Raw genomic sequence first — 14,054 nt, 5'->3', positions numbered from 1 at the left:
TTTTCACGCACCAGTAGATGCTGCTAAGATGACGCAATGTCAAATGGAGTAATACAATCATGAGCGATCCATCGCCTATCCTCGACGAATTGCGCGCCATGGCGGTGTTTGCCACGGTGGTACGCGCCGGCAGTTTTGCGGCGGCCGCGCGCTCGCTGGGCCTGACGCGCGCCGTGGTCAGCCATCACATCCGCGCGTTGGAAGCCAAGCTGGGCGTGCCGCTGGCCCAGCGCAGCACGCGCAGCTTCAGCCTGACGCCGGCCGGCGAGGCTTTCCGCGTCCACTGCGAGCGCTTGCTGGACGAAGCGCACGACGGCATCCGTGGCATGGAACTGCTGCGCGCCGAGCCGCGCGGCGAAGTGCGCATCACCTGCTCGCACCACTTCGGCAGCAAGCGCATCATGCCGGCGCTGCTGGAGTTCCGCCGCCGCTATCCGGCCATCCGTTTGCACGTGGCGATGAACGATTCGAATGTCGACCTGGTGCAGCACGGCATTGAGCTGGCGGTGCGCGCCGGGCCGCTGGCCGATTCGTCGCTGGTGGCGCGACGCTTGGTGCGCGAGCCGACCATGCTGTGCGCGGCGCCGGCCTATCTGCGGCGTTACCGCGCGCCGCTGACGGCGGCCGAGCTGGAGCAGCATCGCTGGGTGCTGTACCCGCCGACGCAGCGCGCGGCCACGGTACGGGTCGACGGCAAGGAAATGCAGATCGCCGTCAAAGGCGACGTGGCGACCGACAGCGCTGCCTCGCGCCTGGCCTTCGTGCTGGCCGGCGAAGGCATCGCCCGCCTGCCCGCCTACGACGCCGGCGCGCTGCTGGCCTCCGGCGACCTGGTGCGCGTGCTGCCCGAAGTGGAAACCGCGCCGCTGGAAATTTTCCTGGTCCACTCCCAACGCATCGGCCCCAGCGCCCGCCTGCTGCGTGATTTTCTGCTGGATGAAACGATTCCAGCGAGCTGAGCCAGTGCAGCTTTACATCAATTTACGCGGTTTTAAGTGGTTCTTGGCTGGCTGCCAATGTATTTCCACACGGGAATTTGCTAGCATCTCTCATGCCTTCCCACCGCCTCCGAGAGATCGCCATGCCCTATTTTTCGCGTCGCCTGCTGGCGCTGCCGCTCACTTGCATCGCCGCGCTGTTGAGCGCTTGCGGCGCCAGCAGCGATAGCACGTCCGACACCCCAACCGCCGCTCCGCTGGCGACCGCCGCCACCATTCTGCAACTCGACGATGGCACCTTGCCGGCAGCCGATGCGCAGCAGTTCGCGCTGCCATCGTTCCACATGGCGCCGCTGCTGCTCGATGCGCCGGCCGATGCCGCCGCCGGCGATGCCGCGCCGGCCGCGGTGCACACGCAAACGGTGCCATCGGCGTTCCGCCGTCTCGATTCCCGCCGACTGACGGTGGATGCGCTGCGCCAGGTACAAGCCAACCGCAGCCCCGGCGCGGACACCGACACGTCCTCGGCCACGCCGCTGGCCACCGCCACCACGGTGGCGACCTACACCCCGGCACAGATCCGCGCCGCCTATGGCTTGCCGACGCTGCCAACCAGCTATACCGGCCTGAGCGCAACCCAAGCCGCACAACTCGGCGCCGGCCAGACCATCTACATCGTCGACGCCCAGCACAACCCCAACGTGGCGGCCGAGCTGTCGGCCTTCAACACCAAGTTCGGCCTGCCGGCCTGCACCACCAAGGCCATCGCCAGCAACGCCAGCCTGCCGCTGGCCACCGCCTCAAGCACCAGCTGCGAACTGGCTATTGTCTACAGCACCTCGACCGGCGGCATGACCAGCACCGCACCCGCCTACGATGCCGGCTGGGCCACCGAAATCGCGCTCGACGTCCAATGGGCGCACGCCACCGCACCGCTGGCGCGCATCGTGCTGATCGAAGCCAACAGCGCCAGTTACGACAATCTGCTAGGCGGCGTGCGCTTGGCCAACAACATGGGACCGGGCATCGTCTCGATGAGTTTTGGCGGCAGCGAGAGCAGCGGCACCAGTGCCGCCGACAGCGTGTTCTCGGGTGCCAACATGACCTATCTCGCCGCCACCGGCGACTCCGGCGCCGGCGTCGCCTGGCCATCGGTCTCGGCCAAGGTGTTGGCGGTGGGCGGCACCACGCTGACCTACAGCGGCGGCGCGCGCTCCGAAGTGGTGTGGTCCAGCACCGGCGGCGGCGTCAGCCAATATGTGGCGACGCCAGCCTACCAAAGCACGGCCGTTCCCGGCATGGGCACCGCCACCCGCCGCACGGTGGCGGACGTGGCCTTCAACGCCGATCCGAACAGCGGCCAGTACGTAGCGGTCATCGCGTCCGGCAGCAGCACCGTGAAATGGACCAGCGTCGGCGGCACCAGCCTGTCGACACCGCAGTGGGCCGGCCTGATCGCCATCGCCAACGCCCTGCGCACGGTCAACGGCAAGGCCTCGTTGGCCGCGCCGCACGCCGCGCTGTACACCAACGTCGCTACGGTGGCGGGCACCTACGCCAGCACCTTCGCCGACATCACCAAGGGCAGCCACGGCACCTGCGCGGCGTGCGGCGGTGAAACCGGTTACGACCAGGCCACCGGCCTCGGCACGCCGAACGCCAGTGCGTTGCTGTCGACGCTGTCCGGCATGACCGTGCAGACGGCGCCGGTGGTTACGGCCGCCACCATCAGCGGCAAGGCTGGCACGGCGCTTAGTTTCACGGCTTCGGTCACGGCCAGCAATGCGGTCACATATGCGTTGTCCGGTGCGCCGTCGGGCATGGGCATCAGCAGCGCCGGCGTGGTGAGCTGGGCCGCGCCGGTGGCCGGCACCTATAGCGTGACGGTCACCGCCAAGGACAGCGTCAACGGCTTGAGCGGGCAGGGCGTGTACAGCGTGGTGATCGCGGCGGCAGGCAGCACCAGCACGACCACCACCAAGACATCGTCGACGCCGCCGGTGATTACCGCCACCGCGTTGACCGGCGTGGCGGGCAAGGCGCTGAGCGGCACCGTTGGCATCAAGATCAGCAACAGCGGCACTGTGAACATCAGCATCACCGGCGCACCGCTGGGCATGATGTTCGCCGCCAGTGGCATGAATGTGGTGGTGTCCTGGGCCACACCGGTGGCCGGCAGCTACCAGCTGAAACTGACCGCCACCGACAGCACAGGGGCCAGCGCCAGCGCAGTGATTCCGGTGACCATCAGCAAGCGTTAGTGCAGGGAGTTGTGATCGGCATCCCCATCCATGTCGGTCGGAAAATATGGTTGGGGAAAACAGGTCATTTCAACTCGATGATGTGTTTGCCAGGCTTAAGGTCAACAATGCTTTCCATTGGCGGATTTGACTGGTCCTGTGAGCGCCAGCGTAGCCAGAATCCGCCGCCAGCACTGTTGAATTCAACAACTCGCGATTCGTGGGCAGGGACTTCGATGGTTTTCACAATGATTTTAAGATCGTCTGAGAACGCAAGCGGTCGAGTACCGTTGAAGCCTTCGGAATGAAACTGGGCGAGCTCAATCTTTGCGGGAACATCACGCGTATTTCTAACTTCGACTTCGAATGAAACGATCAACGCGAAGGCAAGTGGCACTACAAATGTGAGTAGTGCAACGAGCAAGGCGAAGCGGTTGATATTTTTTCTCATCAAATGGTTAGGGCAGGAGCACATAGACATAACCCGAAAAAAAAGCCGTAGCACAAATGGCCGCCCCACCCCACAATAAGACAAGCGCTACCGGCACACGGAGAATCGCCAGAATGCCAAGCGAACAAGACACCAGTGCGAGGACGCCAGCGGCAACGTAACTGCTGCGGTGGACGAAAAAGAGAACCCACGTGCTTGTTACGTAGCCCACCAATCCCAGTCCAACGATCAGAGATCCAAGCCAAAGCCAGGTATCCCACGAAAGTAACGAGTCGACGAAATTACTCAGGCGCTCACCAATAGTTTGCTTGTTGTTGACGTTTGATAGGGGGCCAAGTCGCATGGAAATCTAACGCGCGCGACCAGCGGCGCCGTTGGGCGTCCGCTGGATTTTATGGTTGGGCATAAAGTGAGCCATCATTTGCTACAGCCTCGATACATGCGCGCATGTATTGTTGGAAAACTGTCGTCAAAATACTTGGATCTGCTTTGGCAACTTTGCATTGATCGTACGCAAAAGTTCAGCGCCCACCGTCCCAGGCGGTGGCCAAATACCTGTATGCAAACATTCGCGACTCGCAAATCTAGCACCTATCTTCACGGTCAATCTCCCGCTAGTTCCGTCCGAGACTTTTTCACAATCAGTCATTCGGTCTTCGGCGACAGCTTTCTTCGCCAACTCATAGAGCCTTGCCGCCTCAGCAGAACTTAGTTTCACTTTTACTGTATTTGAATGCCCGTCCTTTTTAACGACAACCTTTAGCAGGGCATCTTCTTGGATCGATACTTCAAAGCTCTTTTCCCAAGGCGCTCCCCACGTCTCAAGATAAACAAGAGGATCATGACCTCGCGCAACCGCGATGCAGGACATGAGTAGCAAACATAGAGCAGTCCAAATCCTGGAAATCAATGCCGCTCCTTAGCCGCCTAACGTTCAAAGGTATCACTACCCGCAAAACACGCAAGTTTTCATGTAGCCTTCTGCGGCCCGATTTTGTGCAAGAACCGTAAGCGCAGCAATGAGTTCTGGACTGAACATGTGAATGGAAAATCCTAAGGTGTAGCTTAGCGGCTGGCCGCCGCAGGATTAAACAACACTCGCGCCGCTTCCAGTCGGTCCGTCTTGAGCGCCATGTTAGAGCGCGCCTGAATCTGCAACGACCTTCCTGACTGTAGCCGGTGACTTGCGAGTTGCCAACGGCAGGCGAATGTCTTCTTGATGGGAGAGTCAGAGGTCGGCCTTTTCAGCCCCCCTACAAGCAACACACTTCTTTTCTTTGATCGGTGGGAAGATCGCATTACCGACAAAGAGAAATGTCATTGCCAAGACGATGGAAGACCATCGCAGTGTGGCATAAAATTCGGTGGACCCACAAACCGAACATACCGCTGCGTTGAACGGGACTTGCTCAAGCAGGACCGCTTCGAACTCGCCACTGTTTCGCCGTTCGAGAACCGCGAGCGCTTCCGAAACGTACTGGATTGGAACCTGAAGCTTGACACCCCCAAGCGCTAACGAGATCGGCCAGCTTGCCCAGATGTGGTGCTCTCCGGCAAGGAATGCCGGAATGCCTTCGGACTCGACCAAGCCGCGACTTACATGCGCCTCCCACGGACTCGTGTGGACTTCAATCGTGGCTAGGTGAGAGTTATTCTGCATTGCGCGCTAACGGTTGGAATGTCTGGTTAGCCTTGGCCGCAGAACGGCACTTAGCCAGGTTGGCTTCAAATTTGGGGAAGAATGTCTTGGGTTCGCAGAGTGAGCCCGGTGGCGAAATCCGACATTGGCCCACAATCAGAAAATCGGAGACTGCTTCAGTACAGGGTGGGAACTTATCCAGATCAGCCCAATGATCATTCACGAAGATCTTCACCCGCTCGAACCCAGAGGCGAAGTAAGTACGATCCTTTGCAGCCACCGCAGCTTCCATCTTCGGTAGTTCAACGGAGAGAAATGCGTCTGAGGCGATGACAAAATCGCTCGGCGTGGCGTAAACGTTGGCACTGAACGAAGTCAAAGCAAGTAGCAATAAGCGTAATTTCATAGGCTAAAAAAAATCAAACACCCTAAATGTCGCGCATGATTGTTGTCAATAAGTCACATCAATTTAGCACACCATAAAGACGCAACGCAAATTCCTTTTCAGACTCGCCATGGATTGGACAGCTAACTCCCCTGACTTCAAGAAATCACCAGGGCCAAACCCTCGCAGCGCGATTCCTGTACGGCACCGGCATGCACATCATCATGAAAGGTCTGCGGCTGGCTCGAAAATATCCAAATTAACCCACCTGATCAGCCTTCGTCGGAAGAACAGCAAGGCAAGCGCTGTTATGCGTTTTCCACTTTTGTGAAGTTGTTTTTATTCGTTCTGTTTCGTTTTGACCAACCGTATGCTGGGGTCTATCGCCATCAATGCATAAAGGTTAGTCATGTCGGAAGCCGTTCTCGATTTGCCGGAACAACTGGCAGCAATTAAATCCCACGCTGAATCCACGGCTCTGCCGTATGCGGGCGGTGTGCCGCCGGCGCTGGCCTGGGAGCTGTTTTCCAGCGGCCAGGCGCTGCTGGTGGATGTGCGTACCGCCGAGGAGCGCAAGTTCGTCGGCCACGTGCCGGACAGCCTGCACGTGCCTTGGGCCACCGGCACCGCGCTGACCCGCAATCCGCGCTTCGCCCGCGAGCTGGAAGCCAAGATCGGCGGCAAGGAGTCGGTGGCCCTGCTGCTGTGCCGCAGCGGCAAGCGTTCCGTCCTGGCGGCGGAGGTGGCGACCAAGGCTGGCCTGGTCAATGTCTTCAATGTGCTGGAAGGCTTTGAAGGTGAGATCGACGCCGGCCAGCAGCGCGGCAAGGACGACGGCTGGCGCTTCCACGGCCTGCCTTGGATACAGGACTGACGCCATGGCCACCTTCGACATCCCCGGCGTGGTACAGGCGCTGCACGATGCGCGTCACAGCTGGCGCCTGACACAGAGCCGCAACAGCGAAGCCGGCAACCGCGAATTCCCGTCGCGCGACGCGCTCTCCTCCATTCTCGACTGCCTCAAGGGCGTGCTGTTCCCGATGCGCCTCGGTCCGCCCGACCTGCGCCAGGAAAGCGAAAACTTCCACGTCGCCCACGCGCTGGATGCTTCGCTGCACGCACTGCTGCATCAGGTCAAACGCGAGCTGGCCTATAACGCCAGCCTGCACGGCGAGACCGGCCGACCGGTCGAGGAAGAAGCGCTGGCAGCCGTGCGCAGTTTCGCCGCCGCCCTGCCCGCTATCCGCAGCCTGCTCGACAGCGATGTGCTGGCCGCCTACCAGGGCGATCCGGCCGCGCGTAGCGTCGACGAGGTGCTGCTCTGCTATCCCGGCGTGCTGGCGATGATTCATTACCGCCTGGCGCACCAGCTGTACGTGCTGGGCCTGCCGCTGCTGGCGCGCATCGTGGCCGAGCTGGCGCACAGCGCCACCGGCATCGACATCCATCCGGGCGCGCAGATCGGCGCCGGCTTCTTCATCGACCACGGCACCGGCGTGGTGATCGGCGAGACCGCCGTCATCGGCGAGCGCGTGCGCGTGTACCAGGCCGTCACGCTGGGCGCCAAGCGCTTCCCGACCGACGCCGAAGGCAATCTGCAAAAAGGCTGGCCGCGCCATCCGGTGGTGGAGGACGACGTGGTGATCTACGCCGGCGCCACCATCCTCGGCCGCATCACGCTGGGCAAGGGCGCTGTCATCGGCGGCAATGTCTGGCTCACGCACGATGTGCCGGCCGGCGGCCGCGTGGCGCAGGCCGAATCGCGCGAGGGCGCGTTCGCCAACGGCATCGGTGCCTCATGAGTCCGCTGGTGCAGAACTTCGGCCTGGGCGTGCGCCAGTTGAGGGAAGCGCAGGGCTGGTCGCAGGAGCGGCTGGCCGAGCACTCCAACCTGAACCGCTCCTACGTCGGCGAGATCGAGCGCGGCGTGGTGATCGCGTCGCTGGTGACCGTGGAGAAGCTGGCGGCCGCCTTGCAACTGACGCCATCCGAACTGCTCACGCATGGTGAAGCGCAACGGCCGCCCGCGTGATGGCGATAGCCTGTTGAACAAACGTTATGCAAACAGCAAACTAGCTTATTCGTTTTTCTTATTAACCAATCTGGATCGGAGTCACGATGTCGGCAACTGTAGGTGGTACCACGGCGCTGGGCGATAACGCCGCACGGCAATTAGCAAATGCAACCAAGACCGCTCCCCAGCTGTCGACCATCAGCCCGCGCTGGCTGACGCACCTGCTGCAATGGGTGCCGGTGGAAGCCGGTATCTACCGCCTGAACCAGGTGAAGAATCCGGAATCGATCAAGGTCACCTGCACCGCGCGCGAAGAAGAGAACCAGCTGCCGCGCACCTATGTCGACTACGAAGAAAATCCGCGCGAGTATTTCCTCAACGCGGTCTCCACCGTGCTCGACGTGCACACCCGCGTGTCCGATCTGTACAGCAGCCCGCACGACCAGATCAAGGAACAGTTGCGCCTGACCATCGAGACCATCAAGGAAAACCAGGAATCCGAGCTGATCAACAACCCGGATTACGGCCTGCTGGCGCAAGTCACCGATGAGCAACGCATTTTCCCGCTGACCGGCGCACCGACCCCGGACGATCTGGACGAGCTGCTGACCAAGGTGTGGAAAGAACCGGCCTTCTTCCTGACCCACCCGCTGGCGATTGCCGCCTTCGGCCGCGAAGCGACGCGTCGCGGCACGCCGCCGCCGACCATCAGCCTGTTCGGTTCGCAATTCATCACCTGGCGCGGCATTCCACTGATCCCGTCGGACAAGGTGCCGGTGGCTGATGGCAAATCGAAGATCATCCTGCTGCGCGTGGGTGACAAGCGCCAGGGCGTGGTCGGCCTGTTCCAGCCGGGCCTGCCGGGTGAGCAAAGCCCTGGGCTGTCGGTGCGCTTCATGGGCATCAACAACCACGCGATCTCGTCGTATCTGATTTCGCTCTACTGCTCGCTGGCGGTGCTGACCCCGGATGCGCTGGCGGTGCTCGATGATGTTGAAATCGGCAAATACCACGACTATCCAGATACTTACAAATAAGGACGCGCCGTGAGCCTTCCATCTCCCTCGCTGCCGCTGGCAGAGCCGCAGGGCGCACCGTTCGATCCGGCTGCGCTGGCGCGGCTGGCCAACGAGTTCTTCAGCGCGAAGCCCGGCGCGGGGCCGGCAACGCCTCCCGCTGCGCCGTTCAGCACGCCGCTGGGCGTACACGGCGTGCAAGCGCCCGGCAACATCGCACCGCCCGGTTCGCCGCTGGTGAGTCCTGCAGGCTTTGGTCCCGGCGTGCCGGGGACGCCGATTCCGCAAGGCCAGGTTCCAGGCACCAACCTGATTCCGGCCTCGCCGACGCAAGTGCTGTCGCTGGGTAACCGCGCGCCGGCCTTGGCGCCGGTGGTGCCGGCCGGCAACGGCGTGCCGGATAAAATCTACTCTGCCGTACCCGCCTACGAGCCGCGCAGCGGCGGCGCGGTGCTGGGCGTGCCGCAGGCGGCGGGCGCAGGATCGTCGGCGCCGTCGGCCGACGCTTCGCCTTATTATTTCTTGAGTGAACGTTACGGCCAGCCTGGCAATGGCGTACCAAGTTCGGACTTCCAGGTGCCGGAAGCCAGCTTGTTCCCGGGCGCCGCGCCGGTATCGGCAGCGCGCAGCCTGAGCGCACCGCCGCCCGCTCCCGGTTCGCCCGCAGCACCATCGACCTCCGATCGTCCGCAATACTATTTTGTAGACTCCGTGGTGCTGCCAAGCGGCTACGTCACGCCAGCCAAGCCGCAGCCGCATGGCGCGGTGCCACTGGCCGGCGGCGACCGCCATCCACCGTTTGACGTGCACGCCGTGCGGCGCGACTTCCCGATATTGCAGGAGCGCGTCAACGGCCGCCAGCTGGTATGGTTCGACAACGCCGCCACCACGCACAAGCCGCAGGCGGTGATCGACCGTATCGCCTACTTCTACGAGCACGAAAACTCCAACATCCACCGCGCCGCGCATGAACTGGCGGCGCGCGCCACCGACGCCTACGAAGGCGCGCGCGAACGCGTCAAGCGCTTCATCAACGCGCCGGACGTCAACGAAGTCATCTTCGTGCGTGGCACTACCGAGGCGATCAACCTGGTGGCGAAAAGCTGGGGCGCGCAGCACATCGGCGAGGGCGACGAAATCATCGTCTCCAACCTGGAGCATCACGCCAACATCGTGCCTTGGCAGCAGCTGGCCGCCGCCAAGGGCGCCAAGTTGCGCGTGATCCCGGTCGACGACAGCGGCCAGATCCTGCTCGACGAATACCGCAAGCTGCTCAACGACCACACCAAGCTGGTGGCCGTCACGCAGGTATCGAACGCGCTGGGCACGGTTACGCCGATCAAGGAAATCGTCGAACTGGCGCACCGCGCCGGCGCCAAGGCCTTGGTGGACGGCGCGCAATCGATCTCGCACATGCGCATCGACGTGCAGGATTTGGACGCGGATTTCTTCGTCTTCTCCGGCCACAAGGTGTTCGGGCCGACCGGCATCGGCGTCGTCTGGGGCAAGCGCGCGGTGCTGGAAGACATGCCGCCATGGCAAGGCGGCGGCAACATGATCGCCGACGTCACGTTCGAGAAAACCGTGTTCCAGCCGATCCCCAACAAGTTCGAAGCCGGCACCGGCAACATCGCGGATGCGGTGGGCCTGGGCGCGGCGATCGACTACGTCAACCGCATCGGTATCGAAAACATCGCGCGCTACGAGCACGATCTGCTGGTGTACGGCACGGCCAAGCTGAGGGAAATCAAAGGCGTGCGCCTGATCGGCACGGCGGCGGACAAAGCCAGCGTGATGTCCTTCGTACTGGACGGCTACAGCACCGAAGAAGTAGGCAAGGCGCTCAACGAAGAAGGCATCGCCGTGCGCACGGGCCACCACTGCGCGCAACCGATCCTGCGCCGCTTCGGCGTCGAAACCACGGTGCGGCCGTCACTGGCGTTCTACAACACCTACGATGAAATCGACCGCTTGATCGAAGTGGTACGTCGCCTGTCCAGCCAGCGCCGATAAATCCGGGGTCAGGTCCTCCATTGCTACACGGCCCCAGCCGTAGGCGCGCCTACGGCTGGGGCCGTGTAGCAATGGAGGACCTGACCCCGGATCTATTGCGGATGGCGGTGAGTTGCTTGAGTTCCTTGTCGCTGGCGTTGGCCAGCAGGGCTTCATGGGCTTTGCCCAGTTCGACGTAGTGGGCTTGCTCGGGCGTGAGGGCGTTGCCGCGCATCGCCCAACTGGTGAGCCAGCCGGTGAACAGGCAGCACAGCAATACCAGCACCGTGTAGACGGCGATCCAGCCGCCGGTCTTGAATTGCAGCAGGTTCAGCGACAGGCTGGTCTTGCGCGCCGCGTCGGTCGCTTCGTTGAGCTTGCCCACCATCTCGTTGACGGCGGCGGCGGTGGCCACCGTGGCCGCCGCGCTGGCTTGCGTGCCGGCGTTATCGGCGATCTGTTGCGCCTCGGCGCTGATGCGGATCGCTTCGACGATCTTGCCGTCGATCTGGCTCAGGCCTGCATTCGCCAGCCGCACCAGCTTGTCGCAGTTGGCGATCTGTCGCGTGACGTTCGCCACCTCTCCATGAAAGCGTTCGACCTCCTTGGCGTGGGCGTCGAGCTTGTCGTTGAAGAGATCGAGTTCAGCTTGATTCATGGCGCGGTCGGCAAGTGGACGATGCCTCCATCATACATCTTGCCGCCGCGCTTGCGTCCGCCTAGCCGAGGGTCAGCGTCAGCGTCGTGCCGCTATAGGTAGGCGTCACGTTGCTGAAGCCATCCACCGTGACGGTGTTGAACTTACCCTTCAAGCCGCCGGCCGTGATCACGTTTAGCACATCGCCCGCCTTCGGCTTGTAGCCGCTGGCGAACTTGATGCGCAGCGTGCCGCCGCCGATGGTGGCCAGGCCGCTTACGTTCAAGCTGCCGGCGCTACCCGCCGCCGCGCCGCCGAGGTCCAGTTCCAGCGTGGTGCTGCCGCTCAGCTGGGTGTAGCGCGCGCCGAGTTTCAGCGCCGACGGTGCGCTGGCCACCAGCGTGCCGCCGCTCACATACACGTCGCCACCGCCCAAGGCAGCCACCGAGTCGGCCTGCAGCGTGCCGGCCGTCAGCTCGGTGCCGCCGGTCCAGCTGTTGGCGCCGGCCAGGGCCAGCGTGCCCGTGCCTTGCTTGACCAGCTTGCCCGCACCGCCGATGTCGTTGCGCCAGCGGTCGAAGGCGTGGAAGCCGCCCTTGGCCGCGTCCATGACGATGGCGACGTTGCCGCTGAAGGCGCCGTAGCCGTCGGCCGCCGCGAACAGGTTGAGGCGGCCCCAGCCTTCAGGATCGTCCATCACCGGGTAGCCCGAGGCCAGCGCGGTGGTTTTCAGCACCACACGGCGCTGCGCTTCGTCCAGGTAGGGCAGGCGCGTCTCCAGCAGCACCTCGGCGCCCTTCGGCACGGCGGCCGCGACGTTGGTGGCGGCGATCGGCGCGAAGCCGTAGGTGCTGCGGCGCAGGTAGTTGGCCTTGTTGGTGGCGTAGTCGGCGAAGCGGTCGTTGGCCGCCGTGCCCGATTGGGCGTAGGCGGCGAAGTTGACGGCCGTGGTGCCGGTGGCGGCCATCAGCGCGGTGTGCGCTTGCGTGACGGCGGCGGCCTTCTTAGCGGCGTTGGCCGGATCGGCCAGGTTGGCGGCGGCGCTGGCCTGGCCGAGGATGCGGCCGCTCAGCACGTCCAGCGGCGAGTGCATGCCCGCCAGGATGCGCGATTCACCCAGTTCCAGCCCACGGCTGAGGATTTCCTGGAAGCGTTCCGGCAGGGCGTAGGCCATGGCGACGGCGTCGCGCGTGGCTTCGGCCGAGTGGCCGCTGGTGAAGCCGCCGTCGGTGGCCGGCGTGGTGCTCTTGGCCGGCACCAGTGTCGGCAGCAGCACCACGCTGCTGCTCCAACGGTAGGGACGCGCGTATTTGTAGAAGCGCTTGGCCGGTTCGGTGGAGGCGTTGTTGCCGACCAGGTTGACCAGGTCGACCACGCTGCCGAAGCTGGCGTTGGCGCTGCCACCCACGCCGGTGTTGTTGCCGCTGTCGTTGTACAGCACAGTGGTGGCGTCGGCCGCCACGCTGTTGATGCTGGTGGTCTGCTGCGCGGCGCTGCGCCAGGCGGCGGTCAGCGGACCCAGGCCTTCGGTGACGCTGTAGCCTTTGCCGCGACGGTCGTCCAGGTAGGCTTGCACGGCCTGCTCGGCGCTGCGGCCGGTGGTGGCTTTGACCACGTAGTCGATATTGGCCTGGTGCACGGCGGCGTTGACCACCTTGCCGTCCGGCGTGCCGTCGCCGGGTACGCCGGTCCAGGTCGAGGCCACCACGGCCGGGAAGCCGTCCACCGCCGGCGCGGTCACGCCGGCGTCGACGATCTCGGTCAGCGGTTTCCATACGTTGAGGAAGCCGCCCAGGATGCGCACGGCGGCATTGGTGTTCAGGGTGGCGTAGCGGGCGTCGCCGCGCTGGTTGGTGGCGACGGTGTCGACGAAGGCGGTAGCCGACGGCACGGCCACGGTTTCCGCCGCGCCCTGATCGGCCGGCGCCGCCGGGATCACCAGCGGTGCTTCGGAGTTGGAGCCGCCGCAGGCGCTCAGCGCCAGGGCGATACTCAGGGCCATCATCAGGGGGCGGGCGGGAAGAAGATGCATGTCAGGGTCCGTGGTCAGTTGGAAAAAGGCCACAGGGTAAGGAGCGCATATGACAGCCCGGTGACGCAATTTGCGTGGCAGCGCTTCCAGACGAAAATATTATGCTGCTATGCCAAATTGGTATTGCTCAACCATCGTGGAGGATTTGCAACTATCAGTTGTTTCTGTATCCCTATTGGCTAGTGTCACCTAGCGTACATATATGGCTATAGTGGCGTTTTGTCCACGGAGACCGCTCATGATCAAGCTCACCATCAATGGAAAGCCGCGCCAGTTCGAAGTGCCTGGCGATATGCCCCTGCTGTGGGTGCTGCGCGACGAGGCGCACATGACCGGCACCAAGTTCGGCTGCGGCATGGCGCTGTGCGGCGCCTGCACCGTGCACGTCGACGGCGAGGCCACCCGCTCGTGCGTGCTGCCGGTGTCGGCGGTGGCGGGCAAGAAGGTCACCACCATCGAGGGCATCGGCGCCACGCCGGCCGGCAAGGCGACCCAGGCCGCCTGGCTGAAGGTGGAGGTGGTGCAGTGCGGCTACTGTCAATCCGGCCAGATCATGTCGGCCGCCGCCCTGCTGGCCAAGAACCAGAAGCCGACCGATGCCGAGATCGACGATGCCATGGCCGGCAATATCTGCCGCTGCGGCACCTATAGCCGCATCCGCGAGGCGATCAAGGATGCCGCCGCGTCGCCAGTGCTGAAAGGAGCATGAG

The 14,054-nt window shown here is 63.4% G+C and carries 14 protein-coding genes; 8 read left to right on the top strand and 6 right to left on the bottom strand.

The features are described from left to right. The first annotated feature begins 59 nt into the window (after window positions 1–59). Together ACXZ1M_RS12365 and ACXZ1M_RS12360 are read left to right on the top strand one after the other, a co-directional pair. Window positions 60–959: a LysR family transcriptional regulator gene (locus ACXZ1M_RS12365; RefSeq protein ID WP_459053447.1), complete on the top strand. Its 900-nt coding sequence runs from the start codon at window positions 60–62 to the stop codon at window positions 957–959. 122 nt (window positions 960–1,081) lie between these two features. Continuing rightward, entirely contained in the window at window positions 1,082–3,199 is a 2,118-nt protein-coding gene (locus ACXZ1M_RS12360; protein ID WP_459053446.1) for a S53 family peptidase, read from the top strand. A 64-nt stretch (window positions 3,200–3,263) separates the two neighbouring features. Here ACXZ1M_RS12360 and ACXZ1M_RS12355 read toward each other — a convergent pair whose 3' ends face one another. The 4 genes from ACXZ1M_RS12355 to ACXZ1M_RS12340 all read right to left on the bottom strand — a co-directional run bounded on the left by ACXZ1M_RS12355 (window position 3,264) and on the right by ACXZ1M_RS12340 (window position 5,674). Then, window positions 3,264–3,629: a hypothetical protein gene (locus tag ACXZ1M_RS12355; protein ID WP_459053445.1), complete on the bottom strand. Its 366-nt coding sequence runs from the start codon at window positions 3,627–3,629 to the stop codon at window positions 3,264–3,266. Window positions 3,630–4,098: 469 nt separating this feature from the next. Further along, a complete protein-coding gene (locus ACXZ1M_RS12350) occupies window positions 4,099–4,539 on the bottom strand; it encodes a hypothetical protein (RefSeq protein ID WP_459053444.1) in 441 nt (146 codons plus the stop codon). Window positions 4,540–4,857: 318 nt separating this feature from the next. Beyond that, window positions 4,858–5,217 (bottom strand): hypothetical protein, encoded by a 360-nt coding sequence (locus ACXZ1M_RS12345; protein WP_459053443.1) that lies wholly within the window; start codon window positions 5,215–5,217, stop codon window positions 4,858–4,860. A 61-nt stretch (window positions 5,218–5,278) separates the two neighbouring features. Beyond that, entirely contained in the window at window positions 5,279–5,674 is a 396-nt protein-coding gene (locus ACXZ1M_RS12340; RefSeq protein ID WP_459053442.1) for a hypothetical protein, read from the bottom strand. Window positions 5,675–6,062: 388 nt separating this feature from the next. On the opposite strand from ACXZ1M_RS12340, the gene ACXZ1M_RS12335 reads away from it, so the two are divergent. The 5 genes from ACXZ1M_RS12335 to ACXZ1M_RS12315 all read left to right on the top strand — a co-directional run bounded on the left by ACXZ1M_RS12335 (window position 6,063) and on the right by ACXZ1M_RS12315 (window position 10,696). Further along, complete coding sequence (locus ACXZ1M_RS12335) at window positions 6,063–6,527, top strand: rhodanese-like domain-containing protein (protein ID WP_459053441.1); 465 nt, start codon at window positions 6,063–6,065, stop codon at window positions 6,525–6,527. A 4-nt stretch (window positions 6,528–6,531) separates the two neighbouring features. Further along, a complete protein-coding gene (epsC, locus tag ACXZ1M_RS12330) occupies window positions 6,532–7,455 on the top strand; it encodes a serine O-acetyltransferase EpsC (protein ID WP_459053440.1) in 924 nt (307 codons plus the stop codon). After that, entirely contained in the window at window positions 7,452–7,685 is a 234-nt protein-coding gene (locus ACXZ1M_RS12325; RefSeq protein ID WP_459053439.1) for a helix-turn-helix domain-containing protein, read from the top strand. The genes epsC and ACXZ1M_RS12325 overlap by 4 nt, the downstream gene beginning before the upstream one ends. A gap of 86 nt (window positions 7,686–7,771) precedes the next feature. Further along, window positions 7,772–8,704: a family 2A encapsulin nanocompartment shell protein gene (locus tag ACXZ1M_RS12320; RefSeq protein WP_459053438.1), complete on the top strand. Its 933-nt coding sequence runs from the start codon at window positions 7,772–7,774 to the stop codon at window positions 8,702–8,704. 9 nt (window positions 8,705–8,713) lie between these two features. Then, on the top strand, window positions 8,714–10,696 hold the full coding sequence (locus ACXZ1M_RS12315) for a family 2A encapsulin nanocompartment cargo protein cysteine desulfurase (protein ID WP_459053437.1): 1,983 nt from the start codon (window positions 8,714–8,716) through the stop codon (window positions 10,694–10,696). Between the two features lie 49 nt (window positions 10,697–10,745). Here ACXZ1M_RS12315 and ACXZ1M_RS12310 read toward each other — a convergent pair whose 3' ends face one another. Together ACXZ1M_RS12310 and ACXZ1M_RS12305 are read right to left on the bottom strand one after the other, a co-directional pair. Beyond that, window positions 10,746–11,333, bottom strand: a complete 588-nt coding sequence (locus ACXZ1M_RS12310) for a hypothetical protein (protein WP_459053436.1) — start codon at window positions 11,331–11,333, stop codon at window positions 10,746–10,748. Window positions 11,334–11,394: 61 nt separating this feature from the next. Next, the gene (locus ACXZ1M_RS12305; RefSeq protein WP_459053435.1) at window positions 11,395–13,344 is read right to left on the bottom strand and encodes a phosphatase PAP2 family protein; all 1,950 of its coding nucleotides are present in this window, start codon (window positions 13,342–13,344) and stop codon (window positions 11,395–11,397) included. Window positions 13,345–13,582: 238 nt separating this feature from the next. Here ACXZ1M_RS12305 and ACXZ1M_RS12300 point away from each other — a divergent pair, with 238 nt between their 5' ends. Then, complete coding sequence (locus tag ACXZ1M_RS12300; RefSeq protein WP_459053434.1) at window positions 13,583–14,053, top strand: (2Fe-2S)-binding protein; 471 nt, start codon at window positions 13,583–13,585, stop codon at window positions 14,051–14,053. Window position 14,054: the final 1 nt, after the last annotated feature.

The organism is Duganella paludis, assembly GCF_054461335.1.
Note: the sequence above shows the minus strand (reverse complement) of the source record. Positions and strands in the feature narration are given on the sequence as shown.